This is a genomic window from Enterococcus sp. C63, from assembly GCF_040887215.1.
Taxonomy (GTDB): Bacteria; Bacillota; Bacilli; order Lactobacillales; family Enterococcaceae; genus Enterococcus_B; species Enterococcus_B hirae.
The window spans coordinates 1-15,140 of the sequence record NZ_JBFOFI010000008.1 but is presented as its reverse complement, the minus strand read 5'-3'; the positions used below and the strand labels follow the sequence as shown (position 1 = coordinate 15,140).

General features: G+C 39.0%; 12 protein-coding genes. All 12 read left to right on the top strand.

Annotation, left to right across the window (positions count from 1 at the left end; all coding sequences use genetic code 11):
- The first annotated feature begins 5 nt into the window (after positions 1 to 5).
- Positions 6 to 3,527, top strand: a complete 3,522-nt coding sequence (gene mfd, locus AB3H90_RS11630; protein ID WP_368016758.1) for a transcription-repair coupling factor — start codon at positions 6 to 8, stop codon at positions 3,525 to 3,527.
- Positions 3,528 to 3,542: 15 nt separating this feature from the next.
- A complete protein-coding gene (locus tag AB3H90_RS11625; protein ID WP_368016757.1) occupies positions 3,543 to 5,153 on the top strand; it encodes an oligosaccharide flippase family protein in 1,611 nt (536 codons plus the stop codon).
- Positions 5,153 to 5,407, top strand: a complete 255-nt coding sequence (locus AB3H90_RS11620) for an RNA-binding S4 domain-containing protein (protein ID WP_368016756.1) — start codon at positions 5,153 to 5,155, stop codon at positions 5,405 to 5,407. Before AB3H90_RS11625 ends, AB3H90_RS11620 begins: the two co-directional genes overlap by 1 nt.
- Positions 5,408 to 5,490: 83 nt before the next feature.
- Complete coding sequence (locus tag AB3H90_RS11615) at positions 5,491 to 5,904, top strand: septum formation initiator family protein (RefSeq protein ID WP_010737290.1); 414 nt, start codon at positions 5,491 to 5,493, stop codon at positions 5,902 to 5,904.
- A 44-nt stretch (positions 5,905 to 5,948) separates the two neighbouring features.
- Positions 5,949 to 6,431 carry a S1 domain-containing RNA-binding protein gene (locus AB3H90_RS11610; RefSeq protein ID WP_010720579.1) on the top strand — a complete coding sequence of 161 codons (483 nt, stop codon included), beginning with the start codon at positions 5,949 to 5,951 and terminating at the stop codon, positions 6,429 to 6,431.
- 110 nt (positions 6,432 to 6,541) lie between these two features.
- On the top strand, positions 6,542 to 7,984 hold the full coding sequence (tilS, locus tag AB3H90_RS11605; protein ID WP_368016755.1) for a tRNA lysidine(34) synthetase TilS: 1,443 nt from the start codon (positions 6,542 to 6,544) through the stop codon (positions 7,982 to 7,984).
- Positions 7,984 to 8,529: a hypoxanthine phosphoribosyltransferase gene (gene hpt / locus AB3H90_RS11600; protein WP_010737292.1), complete on the top strand. Its 546-nt coding sequence runs from the start codon at positions 7,984 to 7,986 to the stop codon at positions 8,527 to 8,529. Before tilS ends, hpt begins: the two co-directional genes overlap by 1 nt.
- Before the next feature lie 90 nt (positions 8,530 to 8,619).
- Positions 8,620 to 10,731: an ATP-dependent zinc metalloprotease FtsH gene (gene ftsH / locus AB3H90_RS11595; RefSeq protein WP_010720576.1), complete on the top strand. Its 2,112-nt coding sequence runs from the start codon at positions 8,620 to 8,622 to the stop codon at positions 10,729 to 10,731.
- A gap of 175 nt (positions 10,732 to 10,906) precedes the next feature.
- A complete protein-coding gene (gene hslO / locus AB3H90_RS11590; RefSeq protein WP_010720575.1) occupies positions 10,907 to 11,794 on the top strand; it encodes an Hsp33 family molecular chaperone HslO in 888 nt (295 codons plus the stop codon).
- Positions 11,795 to 12,790: a tRNA dihydrouridine synthase DusB gene (dusB, locus tag AB3H90_RS11585; RefSeq protein ID WP_034700012.1), complete on the top strand. Its 996-nt coding sequence runs from the start codon at positions 11,795 to 11,797 to the stop codon at positions 12,788 to 12,790. It abuts the gene before it with no gap.
- A gap of 118 nt (positions 12,791 to 12,908) precedes the next feature.
- Positions 12,909 to 14,405, top strand: coding sequence for a lysine--tRNA ligase (lysS, locus tag AB3H90_RS11580; protein WP_010720573.1), 1,497 nt, complete (start codon positions 12,909 to 12,911; stop codon positions 14,403 to 14,405).
- A 14-nt stretch (positions 14,406 to 14,419) separates the two neighbouring features.
- Positions 14,420 to 14,617 carry a hypothetical protein gene (locus AB3H90_RS11575; protein WP_325821916.1) on the top strand — a complete coding sequence of 66 codons (198 nt, stop codon included), beginning with the start codon at positions 14,420 to 14,422 and terminating at the stop codon, positions 14,615 to 14,617.
- Positions 14,618 to 15,140: the final 523 nt, after the last annotated feature.

Sequence of the window (15,140 nt, the reverse complement as noted above, 5' to 3'; positions counted from 1 at the left end):
AAAAAATGGATATCGTTCAATTAATTGGTAAAGATCCACAGGTGAAGGAATGGCTCAACCAGATAGAAGAAAAATCACCAAGACAATTGATCACTGGTTTAGCTGGTTCAGCCAAAACTCTTCTCTTTGCTCGAGCGTTCAAAAAAACAAAGAAAAACTTAGTCGTATTAATGCCTAATCTGTATTATGCGAATCAACTAGCAGAAGATTTGCAACATGTTTTGCCAGCAGAACAAATACATTCTTTTCCAGTAGATGAAGTTCTTTCTGCGGAAATGGCTTTTTCTTCCCCAGAAGCAAGAAGAGAACGAGTTGCTACACTAAATGCCCTGCAACAAAAACAACCAGGGGTCTATTTATTACCAGTAGCAGCATTGCATAAACGATTACCCAGTCCAAAAGTTTGGAAACAAGCCCAATTGACTTGGCGAACGGGAGAGGAAATAGCCGTTGATGATCTGCCTCGTCTATTGACTTTATTAGGCTACGAACGAGTTGAAATGGTGGCAAAAACGGGAGAGTATAGTATTCGTGGCAGCATCATTGATATCTATCCGATCAATCTCGAACATCCCGTACGTATCGAATTATTTGATGTAGAGATTGACTCCATGCGATATTTTGAAGTAGAAACTCAACGCTCGATCGAAAAAGTAACAGAAATTTGGATCGCACCGACAAGTGAACAGGTCTACGACCAAGCTGATTTACTTCATGGGATCGACCGACTGGAAAAGTTGTTAGAAAAGAAACTAGCGACGATTTCAGAAGAAACAGACCGCCAATTCGTGCAGGATTATTTTGGACAAGTAATCGCGCAATGGCAAGCAGGAAATCCGACAGAAGACGCGAAACTTTATGCTGATCTACTTTATCAAGAAGAAACGACAATTCTTGATTATTTTCCAACAAGTAGTTTATTCATTGTGGATGATTATCAACGAATCATGGAAACAAATCGGGAGATCGAAAGAGAAGCAGCTGAATGGCAAACACAAAAAATTAGTGAATTACGTGTCTTCTCAGAGCAAGTCTTTGTCAATGATGTGCATAAATTAGTTCAAAAAGAAAAATTTGTGACGACTTTTTTTGCGCTTTTTCAAAAGGGTATGGGGAATTTACGTTTTCAAGCGATTCACAATTTTCAATATCGTACGATGCAACAATTTTTCGGTCAAATGCCATTATTGAAAACAGAAATGGACCGATGGCGTAAGCAAGAACAAACAGTAGTCATCTTTATTCCTACGAAAGAACGGATTAGAAAAGCGGAGCAGATGTTACGTGATGAAGAGATCCTAGTCGTGGAAACCGAAAAAGAAAAACTGATCAGAGGACAAGTGCAACTAGTGGAAGGGGCGCTGCAAACAGGGTTCGAACTTCCTCAAGAGAAAATAGTCGCAATTACGGAAAAAGAAATTTTCCAAAAAACGACGAAGAAACAAACACGGCGACAAACCGTAACGAATGCGGAACGTTTAAAAAGCTATAATGAACTAAAAGCAGGCGACTATGTCGTTCACGCAAATCACGGGATCGGTAAATATATTGGGATGGAAACGTTAGAAGTGGATGGTGTCCATCAAGACTACATGACGATCCTTTATCAAAATGACGATAAATTATTTATTCCGGTTACCCAGCTGAATTTGATCCAAAAATATGTTGCTTCTGAATCAAAAGCACCTCGTATCAATAAATTAGGCAGTAGTGAATGGACGAAAACCAAAAGAAAGGTTTCGTCTAAAATTGAAGATATCGCAGATGATCTGATCAAACTATATGCTGCCAGAGAATCAGAAAAAGGGTATGCGTTTGGACCGGATGATGGGTATCAAAAAGAATTTGAAAATGCCTTCCCATACTCTGAAACGGATGACCAATTACGGAGTGCCGCAGAGATCAAACGAGATATGGAAAAAGAAAAACCGATGGATCGTTTGCTCGTTGGTGATGTTGGCTACGGTAAAACGGAAGTGGCTTTACGAGCTGCTTTTAAAGCCGTCAAGGAAAGTAAACAAGTTGCCTTTTTAGTTCCTACGACCATTCTCGCCCAACAACATTATGAAACGATGTTGGAACGTTTTGAAGGATTTCCAGTAAATGTAGGTCTATTGAGTCGTTTCCGAACGAAAAAACAACAAAAAGAAACGATTGAACAATTACGTACTGGACAAATCGATATCGTAGTCGGAACGCATCGTATCTTATCTAAAGACATTGAATTTAGTGACTTAGGGTTATTGATCGTTGACGAAGAACAGCGTTTTGGTGTAAAACATAAAGAACGTTTGAAACAACTACGTGCCCAAGTGGATGTCTTGACGTTGACAGCGACACCGATCCCACGGACACTCCACATGTCAATGCTCGGGGTTCGTGATTTATCAGTGATCGAAACACCGCCTGCCAATCGTTATCCGATTCAAACTTACGTGATGGAAAAAAATCCTGGAGCGATTCGTGAAGCTATCCATCGAGAAATGGGGCGTGGCGGTCAAGTGTTCTATCTCTATAATCGAGTAGAGACGATCGAACAAAAAGTGGAAGAAATCCAAGAACTTGTACCAGAAGCACGAATCGGTTATGCGCATGGTCAAATGACTGAAGCACAATTAGAAAATACATTGTTTGATTTTATTGAAGGACAATATGATGTGTTAATCACAACGACGATCATTGAAACGGGTGTCGATATTCCAAATGCGAATACGCTCTTCGTTGAAAATGCTGATTACATGGGGCTATCGACTCTTTATCAATTACGTGGTCGTGTGGGACGAAGCAACCGAGTGGCGTACGCCTACTTCATGTATGAACAACAAAAAATCTTGAATGAAGTCAGCGAAAAACGTCTTCAAGCCATTAAAGATTTCACCGAACTAGGCTCTGGTTTTAAAATCGCTATGCGGGATTTATCGATCCGAGGAGCAGGAAATCTGCTAGGTGCGCAGCAGCACGGCTTTATTGATGCTGTCGGATTCGACATGTATTCGCAAATGTTAAGTGATGCTGTTTTACGTAAACAAGGAAAGAACAACCAAGTGGAAAAAACAGCAGTTGAAATCGATCTTGGGGTCGATGCTTACTTGCCAGAAGAATATGTTTCGGACCAAAGACAGAAAATTGAAATTTATAAACGGATCAGGGAACTTGATTCACAAGAAATGCTTGATGAATTAGAAGATGATCTTTTAGACCGTTTTGGGGAATACCCTGAAGAGGTGGCACATCTCTTAACGATTGGTCAAATCAAAATGGATGGCGATCGCGCCTTGATTGAAACAATTCGCAAGCAACAGCAGACTATCGTCTTTAATCTAAGTAAAGCAGGAACAAAACGCTATACTGTAGAACAGTTATTTGAAGCTTTGACTGCAACAAAACTAAAAGCAAGTTTAGGTGTAGAAAAAGAAAAAATGGTGATTCGACTAACGGTTCCTAACAAGACCGATGAAGCAGTTTGGTTGCAAGAAATCCAACGTTTTGTCAAAGCTTTACGTGAACAAAAATATCTGTCTGCTTAGGAAGGAGCGAATACTTTGGACCATAAAGAGATGCGTCGCGTGATGCATGGCGCATTTATATTGACGATTGCTTCTTTCATAGCAAAAGTCCTAAGTGCGCTGTACCGCATTCCGCTCCAAAACTTAGTTGGTGATGAAGGATTTTATGTATACCAACAAGTATACCCAATCTATGGGATTGCCATGACTTTAGCGTTGTCTGGTTTACCGCAATTCATTTCAAAATATGTCGCTGAACGAAAAGATCCAATTCAGCGAAAAGAAGCACTGCAACGGCTTTATCCATTAGTTTTTTGGACAGGGATTGTTCTGTGGCTGTTTACTTTTCTCTTTAGCCGTTGGATTGCTTGGATGATGGGAGATCAGCAATTACGACCGCTGATCCAAATCGTTTCATTTACTTTCTTACTGATGCCAGGACTATCTTTTTATCGAGGGAATTTCCAAGGCAGATTTTTGATGGAACCGACAGCTGTTTCACAAGTCGTTGAACAATTTGTGAGAGTGGCGATCATCGTTTTCAGTGCCTTTGCTTTTCGACTATTTGGCTGGTCAGTTTACCAAACAGGAACTGCTGCTATGAGTGGTGCAGTCATCGGGGGACTTTGTGCCTATGGTGTGTTGCGCTATTATGAACAAAAAATCCATGGTGGAGCGTTAAGTTTTCGACATTTTTCGGTCACGAAACGACCTGACAAACGATTGATCCGGCGTTTTTTAGTTGAAGGGGGCTTAGTGTCAATCTATAGTGGTCTGCTGATTTTCTTTCAGCTGATCGACTCATTTTTTGTAAAAAATGCGCTTCAAGTTTATGGATTTTCTGAACAAAGTGCAAAAATTGCAAAAGGGGTCTATGATCGTGGGCAACCGTTAGTTCAATTAGGACTAGTGATTGCGACTGCATTAAGTGCGACTTTTTTACCTGCATTGACGAAGTACTTGATGACGGCTGTGCATAGTCAATTTCTAAAGACTGCCAAAATCTATTTACGGTTAACAACGACTTTAGCATTAGCTGCTTCTGTAGGACTAGCTATGCTTTTACCGTATATCAACTATGCGCTATTTAAAGATTACGCTGGGAATGCAGCGTTGGTGCTATTCGTCTTTGCAATTGCTTTAACAGCAATCATCCAAACCTATCAAAGTATTGCCCAAAGTAAAAATTCTTTTCGTCCCTCTTTGAAAGGTGCAGGCTGGGGGCTGTTAGCCAAAGCTTTGGCAACCCCGTTTCTAACTGGCTATCTAGGGACAGTAGGAGCTAGTTTGTCGACTTTGCTAGGATTGGCTGTCACTCTATGGTATTTTGTCCACACGGAGACTAGTGAAATCAATCAGTTCTGGAAAGAACGTCGCTTTGGAAGTAAATTGCTTCAATGTTTGGGATGGATGATCTTAGCCTTACTGATTTATTATGGCGGACTGACGATGATTTTTGGACCGGTTGCTCATCGGTCTTCTGCATTCTTTGCCAGTTTAGCAGGTGTAGGAATCGGGGCGTTCGTCTTTGTGAATGCTGTGATCTGGACAAAATTATTTACGGTTAGAGAATGGTTGATGTTACCGTTTGGAAAAAAGATTTTACGATTTAATAAACTTATAAAAAATAAAAGTGAGGAATCCTAATGCGATTAGATAAATTTCTTAAAATTTCCCGAATTATCAAACGCCGCTCTGTAGCAAAAGAAGTGGCAGATAAAGGAAGAATTCAAATCAATGGAAAATTGGCTAAATCTTCTAGTGATGTCAAGGTAGGCGATCAATTGAAGATCCAATTTGGAAACAAAACAATGGAAGTAAAAGTCAATGAATTACATGAGTCAACGAAAAAAGAAGATGCTCAAAAAATGTATGAGATCATTTCGGAGATTCGCAAGTAAAACACTGACGAAATAGATTAGACAACCCTCAATGATATTGGTATAATGAAAACGACAATCAAAAAAGATTGGAGCGAAGAGAAGTGACAAAAAAAAGCAACAAAATTGCTGCTTTAGATACAGAGTATGCAAAGAAAAAATATGTCGAATTTCAAGAACAACAACGCCAGTTGATTTTTCGTAGACGTCGATTAGCAGTTATTTTTATAGGTGCTTTGGTCATTTTCGCAATTTTAGGTTTTCAAATTTTTCGTGATATGCAAAGAATGAATCAATTAAACGAATTGAAAGTTGAAGCAAATACGGAATTAAGCCAAGTCAATGCTGATGTGGATCAGCTAACACAGGATGTCTCATTATTGAAAGATGATGACTATGTGGCGAAACTTGCGAGAAGCAAATACTTTTATTCAAAAGAAGGCGAGCAGGTTTATCCAGTATTAGAATCAAATACGGATGACACAGACCAAACAACTAGTTCAACAACTGCAAAATAAGCAGTATTATAAATAGGTTAATAATTAGGAGGAACATTTTTTTTATGTCAATCGAGGTAGGAGCAAAACTGCAAGGGAAAGTATCAGGAATTACAAATTTTGGCGCGTTTATTGATTTAGGAGCTGGAAAAACTGGTCTAGTTCATATCAGTGAAGTCTCAAATGGCTATATCAAAGATATTCATGATGTTTTAAGTGTCAGTGATGAAGTAACTGTTAAAGTTATCTCAGTTAATGATGATGGTAAAATTGGATTATCAATCCGTCAAACACAACCAAAACCAGCGGAATCAACAGAATCAGATGATGATAAGCGTCCAAAAAAATATCAACAAAGAGATCCTCGCGATAATCGAGGTCGTTCAACACAGAAAAAACCTTTTTCTCGCAGTCAATCTTCTAATAACCATAAAGAAGACTTCGATTCATTAATGAGTTCATTTTTAAAGGATAGTGATGATCGATTGACTTCCTTGAAGCGCAATACAGAAGGTAAACGTGGCGGACGCGGCGGACGTCGCAGCTAACCAAAAACTTAAGAGCAGGCAATTGTCGCAGACTTTTGTCCGCTCTTTTTTTCATTGGAATCTTTGATGGTAGGTTGATCGAAGCCGAGAAGGAACAAGGAAGTGATTCGATGGAAGAAGAACAAGACGCAAGGAAGATCAGACAACGTTTTTTGACAAATTGTGAAATCAATGGTTATTTGAATGAAAAAACAAGAGCACTACTGGCGGTTTCTGGGGGAGTAGATTCTATGGTTCTTCTGGATTTAATGATGGAAGCGCAAAAAAAATGGGGTTTCTTTTTGGCAGTGACCCATATCAATCATCAATTAAGAGAAGAATCTGTTCATGAAGTTGCGTATTTAAAGAAGTATTGTCGACAACATCAACTCCCATTACAAGTGGAAGTTTGGGAAAAGCCAACAAAAAAGGGCATTGAAACAGCGGCTCGAGAGTTTCGTTATCAAGTGTTTGCGAAGCAGATGCAAAGCGGCAGCTATGACTGCCTAATGACGGCACATCATGGGGATGACCAAATGGAAACGGTTTTAATGAAGTTGTTGCGTGGGGGGCAACTTAGTACCTATGCTGGGATCAAAGAAGCCCAACCCTTCTCCAATGGTCGATTGATTCGTCCGTTACTAGGATTTAGTAAGGCGCAATTATATCAATATGCTTCAGAGCGAGAGCTGGTTTATTTTGAAGACCATACGAATCAAGAGTTGGATGTTCAACGTAATCGCCTTCGTCATTTGGTTCTGCCTCAACTAAAACAAGAAAATCCACAAGCAATGGTTCATTTTCAACGTTTTTCGCAGCAGATCCAATGGGCAGATCGATTGATTCAAACACACATGAAGAAAGTCTTGATGGAAAATGTCGTAGAAGAAAACGAATGGGTGCATTTTCCTTGGAAACTATTAGCGGAGATGCCAGAAGAAGAAAGCTATTATTTCTTATACGCATTCTTTGATCAATTTTTTGAAAAAACAGCGATCGTGATCAAAGAAAAACAAATCCAACTGATTTTACAACAGTGTCAACAGAAAAAAGGCCAATGGAAAATTACTCTTGAACGAGGGTGGGTTCTGCAACGTAGCTATGAAAAAATCTATCTTATCCAAGAGAAAGCTGATCCCTCAAAAACAATACAAGAACGAACAGAGGCGTATAAGTTGGAGTTGAATCAACGCATCAGGTTAGATGAAAGCTGCTGGATCGGCTTGTTTACACCTGAAGCAGCCGAAGAAGCTAGAAAAGCAGATGATTGGGACGAGTTTTCTCATGATCTTTGGCTATCTTCACATCAAGAACTGTTTGTAGGAAAGAGACAAGCAGGAGAGCGTATCCAGCTAAATAGCAAACTAAAAAAGAAAATATCCAGATATTTGATTGATAACAAAGTACCTGATTCACAAAGAAAAGAGGCATGGGTCGTGAGGGATCAAAATGAAAATATTTATAGTTTGGTCCCATTTACCTATTCCTATTTGAGTATTGGTGTAGAAACTGATAAAATACACTACATACTTCTTTACAAATATCACAAAGAAGCAATTGGAAGGAGAACCTGATGTTAGAAAAGGATATTGAAAAAGTTTTGATTACAAGAGAAGAAATACAAGTTCGTTGTGAAGAACTAGGCAAAGAATTGGCAGAAACTTATAAGCATAATAATCCACTCGTTGTTGGTGTTCTAAAAGGCGCTGTTCCATTCATGGCAGATATCATACGTTCGATTGATGCTCACTTGGAAATAGACTTTATGGATGTTTCAAGTTATGGAAATGCAACGGTTTCATCAGGAGAAGTCAAAATCGTCAAAGATTTAGATACCAATGTTGAAGGCCGTGACTTACTGATCGTTGAAGATATCATCGATAGTGGAAGAACACTCGCTTATTTGGTTGATCTATTTAAATACCGTAAAGCAAAATCAGTGAAAATTGTCACATTGCTTGATAAACCAGAAGGTAGAGTAGTTGATATTGAAGCAGACTATGTTGGATTCAATGTTCCTAATGAATTTGTAGTGGGTTACGGATTAGATTATGCAGAAGCTTACCGTAATTTACCATACATCGGTGTATTGAAGCCTAGCGTTTATCAATCAAATTAGTGCTGTATCTACTATAAATTGTGTTACAATAGAATGGTCAGGATTGATAAAAAAAATGCTAAATTAAAATAACGCATAGGGAGGGCAACTATGAACAAAAAAAACAATGGCATGATGAAAAATGCCTTGTACTATGTCCTCGTAATCTTAGCGATGGTTATGGTCGTATATTTTATCTTTGGTAATAACGGCCAACGATCGTCAGATATCGAGTACACAAAATTTACAGAACAATTACAAGCAGGTAAAATCAAAGAATTTGAAGTGCAACCTGCAAATGGTGTATATAAAATTTCTGGAGAGTATAAAGAACAGCAAACCGTCTCTAACAGTGGTGGACTTGCTATCTTAGGATCGACAGATACAAAAACGACACACTTTACAACGATTATTTTGCCAAACGATACCACACTTAGCCAAGTGACTGATTTAGCGAAAGAACATAACGTAGCTACAACAGTCAAAGAAGAATCAAGCAGTGGCGTATGGGTATCCTTATTGCTAAGCTTCTTACCAATTATCATCCTTGTGTTCTTCTTCTATATGATGATGGGGCAACAAGGTGGTGGCGGAGGCGGCGGTGGCCGTGTCATGAACTTTGGTAAATCAAAAGCCAAAGAAGCCGACAAAAAAGCGAACCGTGTACGCTTCTCAGATGTCGCTGGTGCAGAAGAAGAGAAACAAGAGTTGGTTGAAGTTGTTGAATTCTTAAGAGATCCGCGACGTTTTGTTGAGTTAGGCGCACGTATCCCAGCTGGTGTTCTTTTAGAAGGACCTCCAGGAACTGGTAAAACATTGTTAGCAAAAGCTGTAGCTGGAGAAGCGGGTGTACCGTTTTACTCTATTTCAGGTTCTGACTTTGTAGAAATGTTTGTGGGTGTTGGGGCAAGTCGTGTTCGTGACTTATTTGAAACAGCGAAGAAAAATGCTCCAGCAATCATCTTCATCGATGAAATTGATGCTGTTGGTCGTCAACGTGGCGCAGGCATGGGCGGTGGACATGATGAACGTGAACAAACACTGAACCAATTGCTAGTTGAAATGGACGGATTTGATGGGAATGAAGGTGTTATCGTCATTGCTGCAACAAACCGTTCAGATGTACTTGACCCTGCACTTTTACGTCCAGGACGTTTTGACCGTCAAATTTTAGTTGGTCGTCCAGATGTGAAAGGTCGTGAAGCAATCTTACGTGTTCACGCACGAAACAAACCGATGGCAGATGACGTTGATTTGAAAGTCGTGGCACAACAAACACCAGGTTTTGCTGGTGCAGATTTAGAAAATGTCTTAAACGAAGCAGCTTTAGTTGCGGCTCGTCGTAACAAGAAGAAAATCGATGCTTCAGATATTGATGAAGCAGAAGATCGCGTGATTGCAGGTCCAGCTAAGAAAGATCGCGTAATCAGCAAAAAAGAACGAGAAATGGTGGCTTATCACGAAGCAGGTCATACGATCGTTGGTTTAGTCTTGAGTCGGGCACGTGTGGTTCATAAAGTAACCATTATTCCACGTGGACGTGCAGGTGGTTATATGATCGCTTTACCAAAAGAAGATCAATTCTTGATGACAAAAGAAGATATGTTTGAACAAATCGTTGGTTTGCTTGGTGGTCGAACAGCAGAAGAAATCATCTTCAACGTTCAATCAACTGGGGCTTCTAATGACTTTGAACAAGCAACAGCTTTAGCACGAAGCATGGTAACTGAATATGGAATGAGTGATCGTTTAGGTCCAGTTCAATATGAAGGAAATCATCAAGTATTCGTTGGTCGTGACTATGGTCAAACGAAAGCTTACTCTGAACAAGTGGCCTTTGAAATTGACCAAGAAGTGCGTAAGATTTTGATGGAAGCTCATCAAAAAGCGCATGAGATCATCGAAGCACATCGAGCACAACATAAATTGATCGCTGAAAAACTGTTAGAATTTGAAACACTCGATGCGAAAGCAATCAAATCTTTATTTGAAAAAGGTGTTATGCCTGAAGGTTCAGAATCTGCTAACTATCCTAGTGAAAAAGAAGCGCAAACTTTTGAAGAAGCAAAACGTGCTTTGGAAGAAAAAGACGCAGAAAAACAAGCGGAAGAAAAGCAAGATTTTGAGCACGATAAGAAAGAATTTGAAGAAGAGAAAAAAGAATTAAATGAAGAAGAACATCAAACTTCTTCAACAGATGATTCGGATGATCAACCGAAATAATCGCTAAAAAATGAGAGCTACGACAAAAGTCGTGGCTCTTTTTTAGTAGTTGTTTTATTTTTTATTATAGAATAGGCAAATAAAAGAAAAGATAACATTCATAAGTTGAAAATTATCAGCGTAACTAGTATGATTCACTATGAATTTAAAAATCGGAAAAGAGGTACATAAATAAATGGAAGATTATTTGATCAAGGCACTGGCCTATGATGGCTATGTACGTGCTTATGCAGTTCAAGCAACAAATACTGTTGCAGAAGCCCAAAAACGACACGACACTTGGCATACATCATCGGCTGCATTAGGTCGTACGCTTGTTGGCGGACTTTTACTAGGTTCGACGCTAAAAGGCGAAGACAAGTTAACTGTGCGGATTCAAGGGAATGGTCCGGCTAATGGGATTGTGGTAGATGCGAATGGCAAAGGAGAAGTCAAAGGCTATATCCAAAACCCTCATTTGAGCCTACCTTTGAATGAAGCAGGAAAAATTGATGTGCGTGGTGCTGTGGGAACGCAAGGGATGTTCAGTGTTACTAAAGATCTCGGTTTGAAAGAACCATTTTCGGGACAAACACCTATTGTTTCTGGAGAAATTGCGGAAGACTTTACCTATTATCTTGCAATCTCAGAACAGATTCCTTCAGCAGTTGGATTGAGCGTATTAGTTAACACGGATGACAGTATCAAAACAGCTGGTGGATTTATGATCCAAATCATGCCTGGTGCAGATGAAGAAACTATCAGTAAAATCGAAGAACAATTAAAAACGACACCACGTATTTCTACTTTATTAGACGAAGGATTAACACCTGAAAAAATTCTTGAAGGTTTACTAGGAACTAGTGAGTTGAATATTTTAGAGAAAATGCCGGTACAATTCAAATGTGATTGCTCAAAAGAAAAATTTGGGGAAGCAATTATTGCTTTAGGGGCAGAAGAAATCCAAGCGATGATTGATGAAGATCACGGAGCAGAAGCCGTTTGTTCATTCTGCAACAACAAGTATGAATACAGTGAAGCAGAATTATCCGAGCTAAAAGCAGAAGCGCTGGGAGGAAAATAAGTGGAACATACATGGAAAATCGGACATGTTGAAATTCCCAATCGAGTAGTTGTCGCACCGATGGCTGGAATCACTAATTCAGCTTTTCGTGTGACCGTCAAAGAGTTCGGTGCTGGATTAGTCGTCTGTGAGATGATCAGTGACCAAGGAATCCATTTTAGAAACAAGAAAACATTAGAGATGCTGCATATCGAAGAAACAGAACATCCACTAAGCTTGCAAATTTTTGGTGGAAACAAAGATACTTTGGTCGAGGCTGCCCAATTCGTTCAAGAAAATACAGCGGCTGACATCATTGATATCAATATGGGTTGCCCAGTGAACAAAATCATCAAAGCAGAAGCAGGCGCTAAATGGTTATTGGATCCAGATAAAGTTTATGAGATGGTGCAAGCTGTCTCTTCTGCCGTTGATGTACCAGTTACTGTGAAAATGAGAATCGGTTGGGATGAACAACATGTCTTTGCTGTGCAAAATGCTTTAGCGGCTGAAGCAGCTGGCGCCAGTGCAATCGCCATGCACGGACGTACGAGAGTACAAATGTATGAAGGTAAAGCAAACTGGGAAGTATTGAAAGAAGTTAAAAGTCAGCTCAAGATCCCATTTATGGGCAATGGAGATGTCAAAACTCCGGAAGATGCTAAAAGAATGTTAGAATACGTAGGAGCGGATGGTGTGATGATCGGGCGTGCAGCGTTAGGCAATCCTTGGATGATCCATCGCACCCAGCATTACTTAGAAACCGGCGAGTTAATCCCTGAACCAACACCAAGAGAAAAAATCGAGACCGCTAAATTACATTTGAAACGTTTAGTCGATTTAAAAGGGGAGGTTGTTGCGTGCCGAGAATTTCGGACACATGCTTCCTATTATTTAAAAGGAATCTCTCGAGCAGCAAAAGTAAAAGTTGCAATCAATCAAGCAGAAAAACAAGTAGAAATCAATGAACTGCTTGACCGCTTTTTAGAGAAAACAGAAAAAGTATCTGTGAAATAATCCAGTGATTTTCTAAGTTTTTCGTGAATTTTCAAGTCGAACTTTAAGTTCGGCTTGCTTTTTTTGTGTTTCATTGGCATTATAGGAAAGAGAATAACATGAGAATGGAGGAACTTTTGTGACACAGGAACAACAACATCAAGTAGAAGATTTAAACGATCAAATGCTTGTTCGCCGTCAAAAAATGGAGCAATTAAGAGAAAATGGGATTGATCCTTTTGGTAAACGATTTGAACGTACGCACAATTCAGAAGAATTACATGAATTGTTTGATCCAAGAACAAAAGAAGAATTAGCAGAGATGGGGCTAACTGCAAGTGTAGCCGGTCGAATGATCACTCGTCGTGGTAAAGGAAAAGCTGGATTTGCTCACTTACAAGATCGTGAAGGCCAAATCCAAATTTATGTACGTAAAGATCAAGTAGGTGATGAAGCCTATGATGTATTCAAACATGCTGATTTAGGAGACTTCTTTGGCGTAACAGGTGAAATCATGAAGACTGATACTGGCGAAGTTTCAATCAAGGCATCAGAAATCACTATTTTATCAAAAGCTTTACGTCCGCTACCAGATAAATACCATGGATTGACTAATATCGAACAACGTTATCGTCAACGTTATCTTGATTTGATCAGTAACCGTGAAAGTTTTGATCGCTTCATGAAACGTAGCCAAATTATTAGCGAAATCCGTCGTTACTTAGATGGTAATGGCTATATTGAAGTAGAAACACCAGTCTTACACAATGAAGCCGGTGGTGCTGCAGCTCGTCCATTTATTACACACCATAACGCACTAGATATTGATTTATACTTACGTATTGCGTTAGAACTTCATTTAAAACGCCTAATTGTGGGTGGAATGGAAAAAGTTTACGAAATCGGTCGCGTTTTCCGTAATGAAGGGATCGATACAACTCATAATCCAGAATTTACGATGTTAGAAGCTTACACCGCTTATACAGATTTCCAGGATGTCATGAACTTGACTGAAGGAATCATTCGTAATGCAGCCCAAAAAGTTCTTGGTACAGCAGAAATCACTTATGATGGCCAAGCAGTTGATTTGGAAAGTGACTTTAAACGTATCCATATGGTAGATGCGATCAAAGAGCAAACAGGTGTCGATTTCTGGAAAGAAATGACATTAGAAGAAGCATTAGCACTTGCTGAAGAGCATCACGTAGAAGTGACCGAAGCAATGGGTGTAGGACATGTCATCAATGAGTTCTTTGAAACTTTTGTGGAAGAAACATTGACACAACCAACTTTTGTTTACGGACATCCAGTAGAAGTATCTCCATTGGCGAAAAAGAATCCAGAAGATCCACGCTTTACCGATCGTTTTGAATTGTTTATCGTTGGTCGGGAATTTGCGAATGCCTTTACCGAATTAAATGATCCAATTGATCAAAGAGAACGTTTTGAAGCCCAAGAAAAAGAACGTGAGCTAGGAAACGATGAAGCACACGGTGTCGATGAAGACTTCTTGGAAGCTTTAGAATATGGTATGCCACCAACTGGCGGTCTAGGTATCGGAATTGACCGTTTAGTTATGTTATTGACGGATGCACAGTCGATCCGTGATGTTTTACTATTCCCAACGATGCGTTAGGCAGGGTAAATATGATGAATAAAAAAGAAGCCAAGGACTGTTGGCTTCTTTTTTATAATCTAGTAAAAGAGAGAAGTCAAAGGATCACTCTATTTTTAGTAGATAGCGTAAAACTTACACCACTTTTTGTCAGTTTCTTTTTTGAAATAATGAGGTACGGTAAAAAAATGCAAGGCGAGAATAATCGAGAAATTTATTATGTGGAGGCGTAGATAAAGGAATTGCTTGCTTGTATTTGAGTGGATTGATTAAACTATCTTCTTATTTATAACGAATATTAAAGAATAAGGGATGAGTAATATCGCAGGAAAACTATTAAAATACGAATGATTATTTTTAAAATTACAGAAATGATCGTCCAATGAAAAAAACTTGAAAAAATACAAAAAATTCGTTGACCGTTAAAGGTTTAGTTGGTATATTATTATTTGTTCAAAAGTTATCACTAAATAACTTCTGACAAAAATAAAAAATAACTTCAAAAAGTTCTTGACGTGTGAGAGATCACATGATAAGATAACTGAGTCGTTAAAAAACAACAGCTTACGAAGCTTGATTCTATCGAAAAAAACTTCAAAAAAGTTGTTGACAAATAACAAACGATGAGTTATGATAAATGAGTTGCTGAAACACTTCTGAAAAATGAAGTTAAAAAACTTTTAAAAAAGAGTTGACAAACAAACGTCACTCTGATATGATATAAAAGTTGCTACGGCAATCTCAACTGATTAGCAT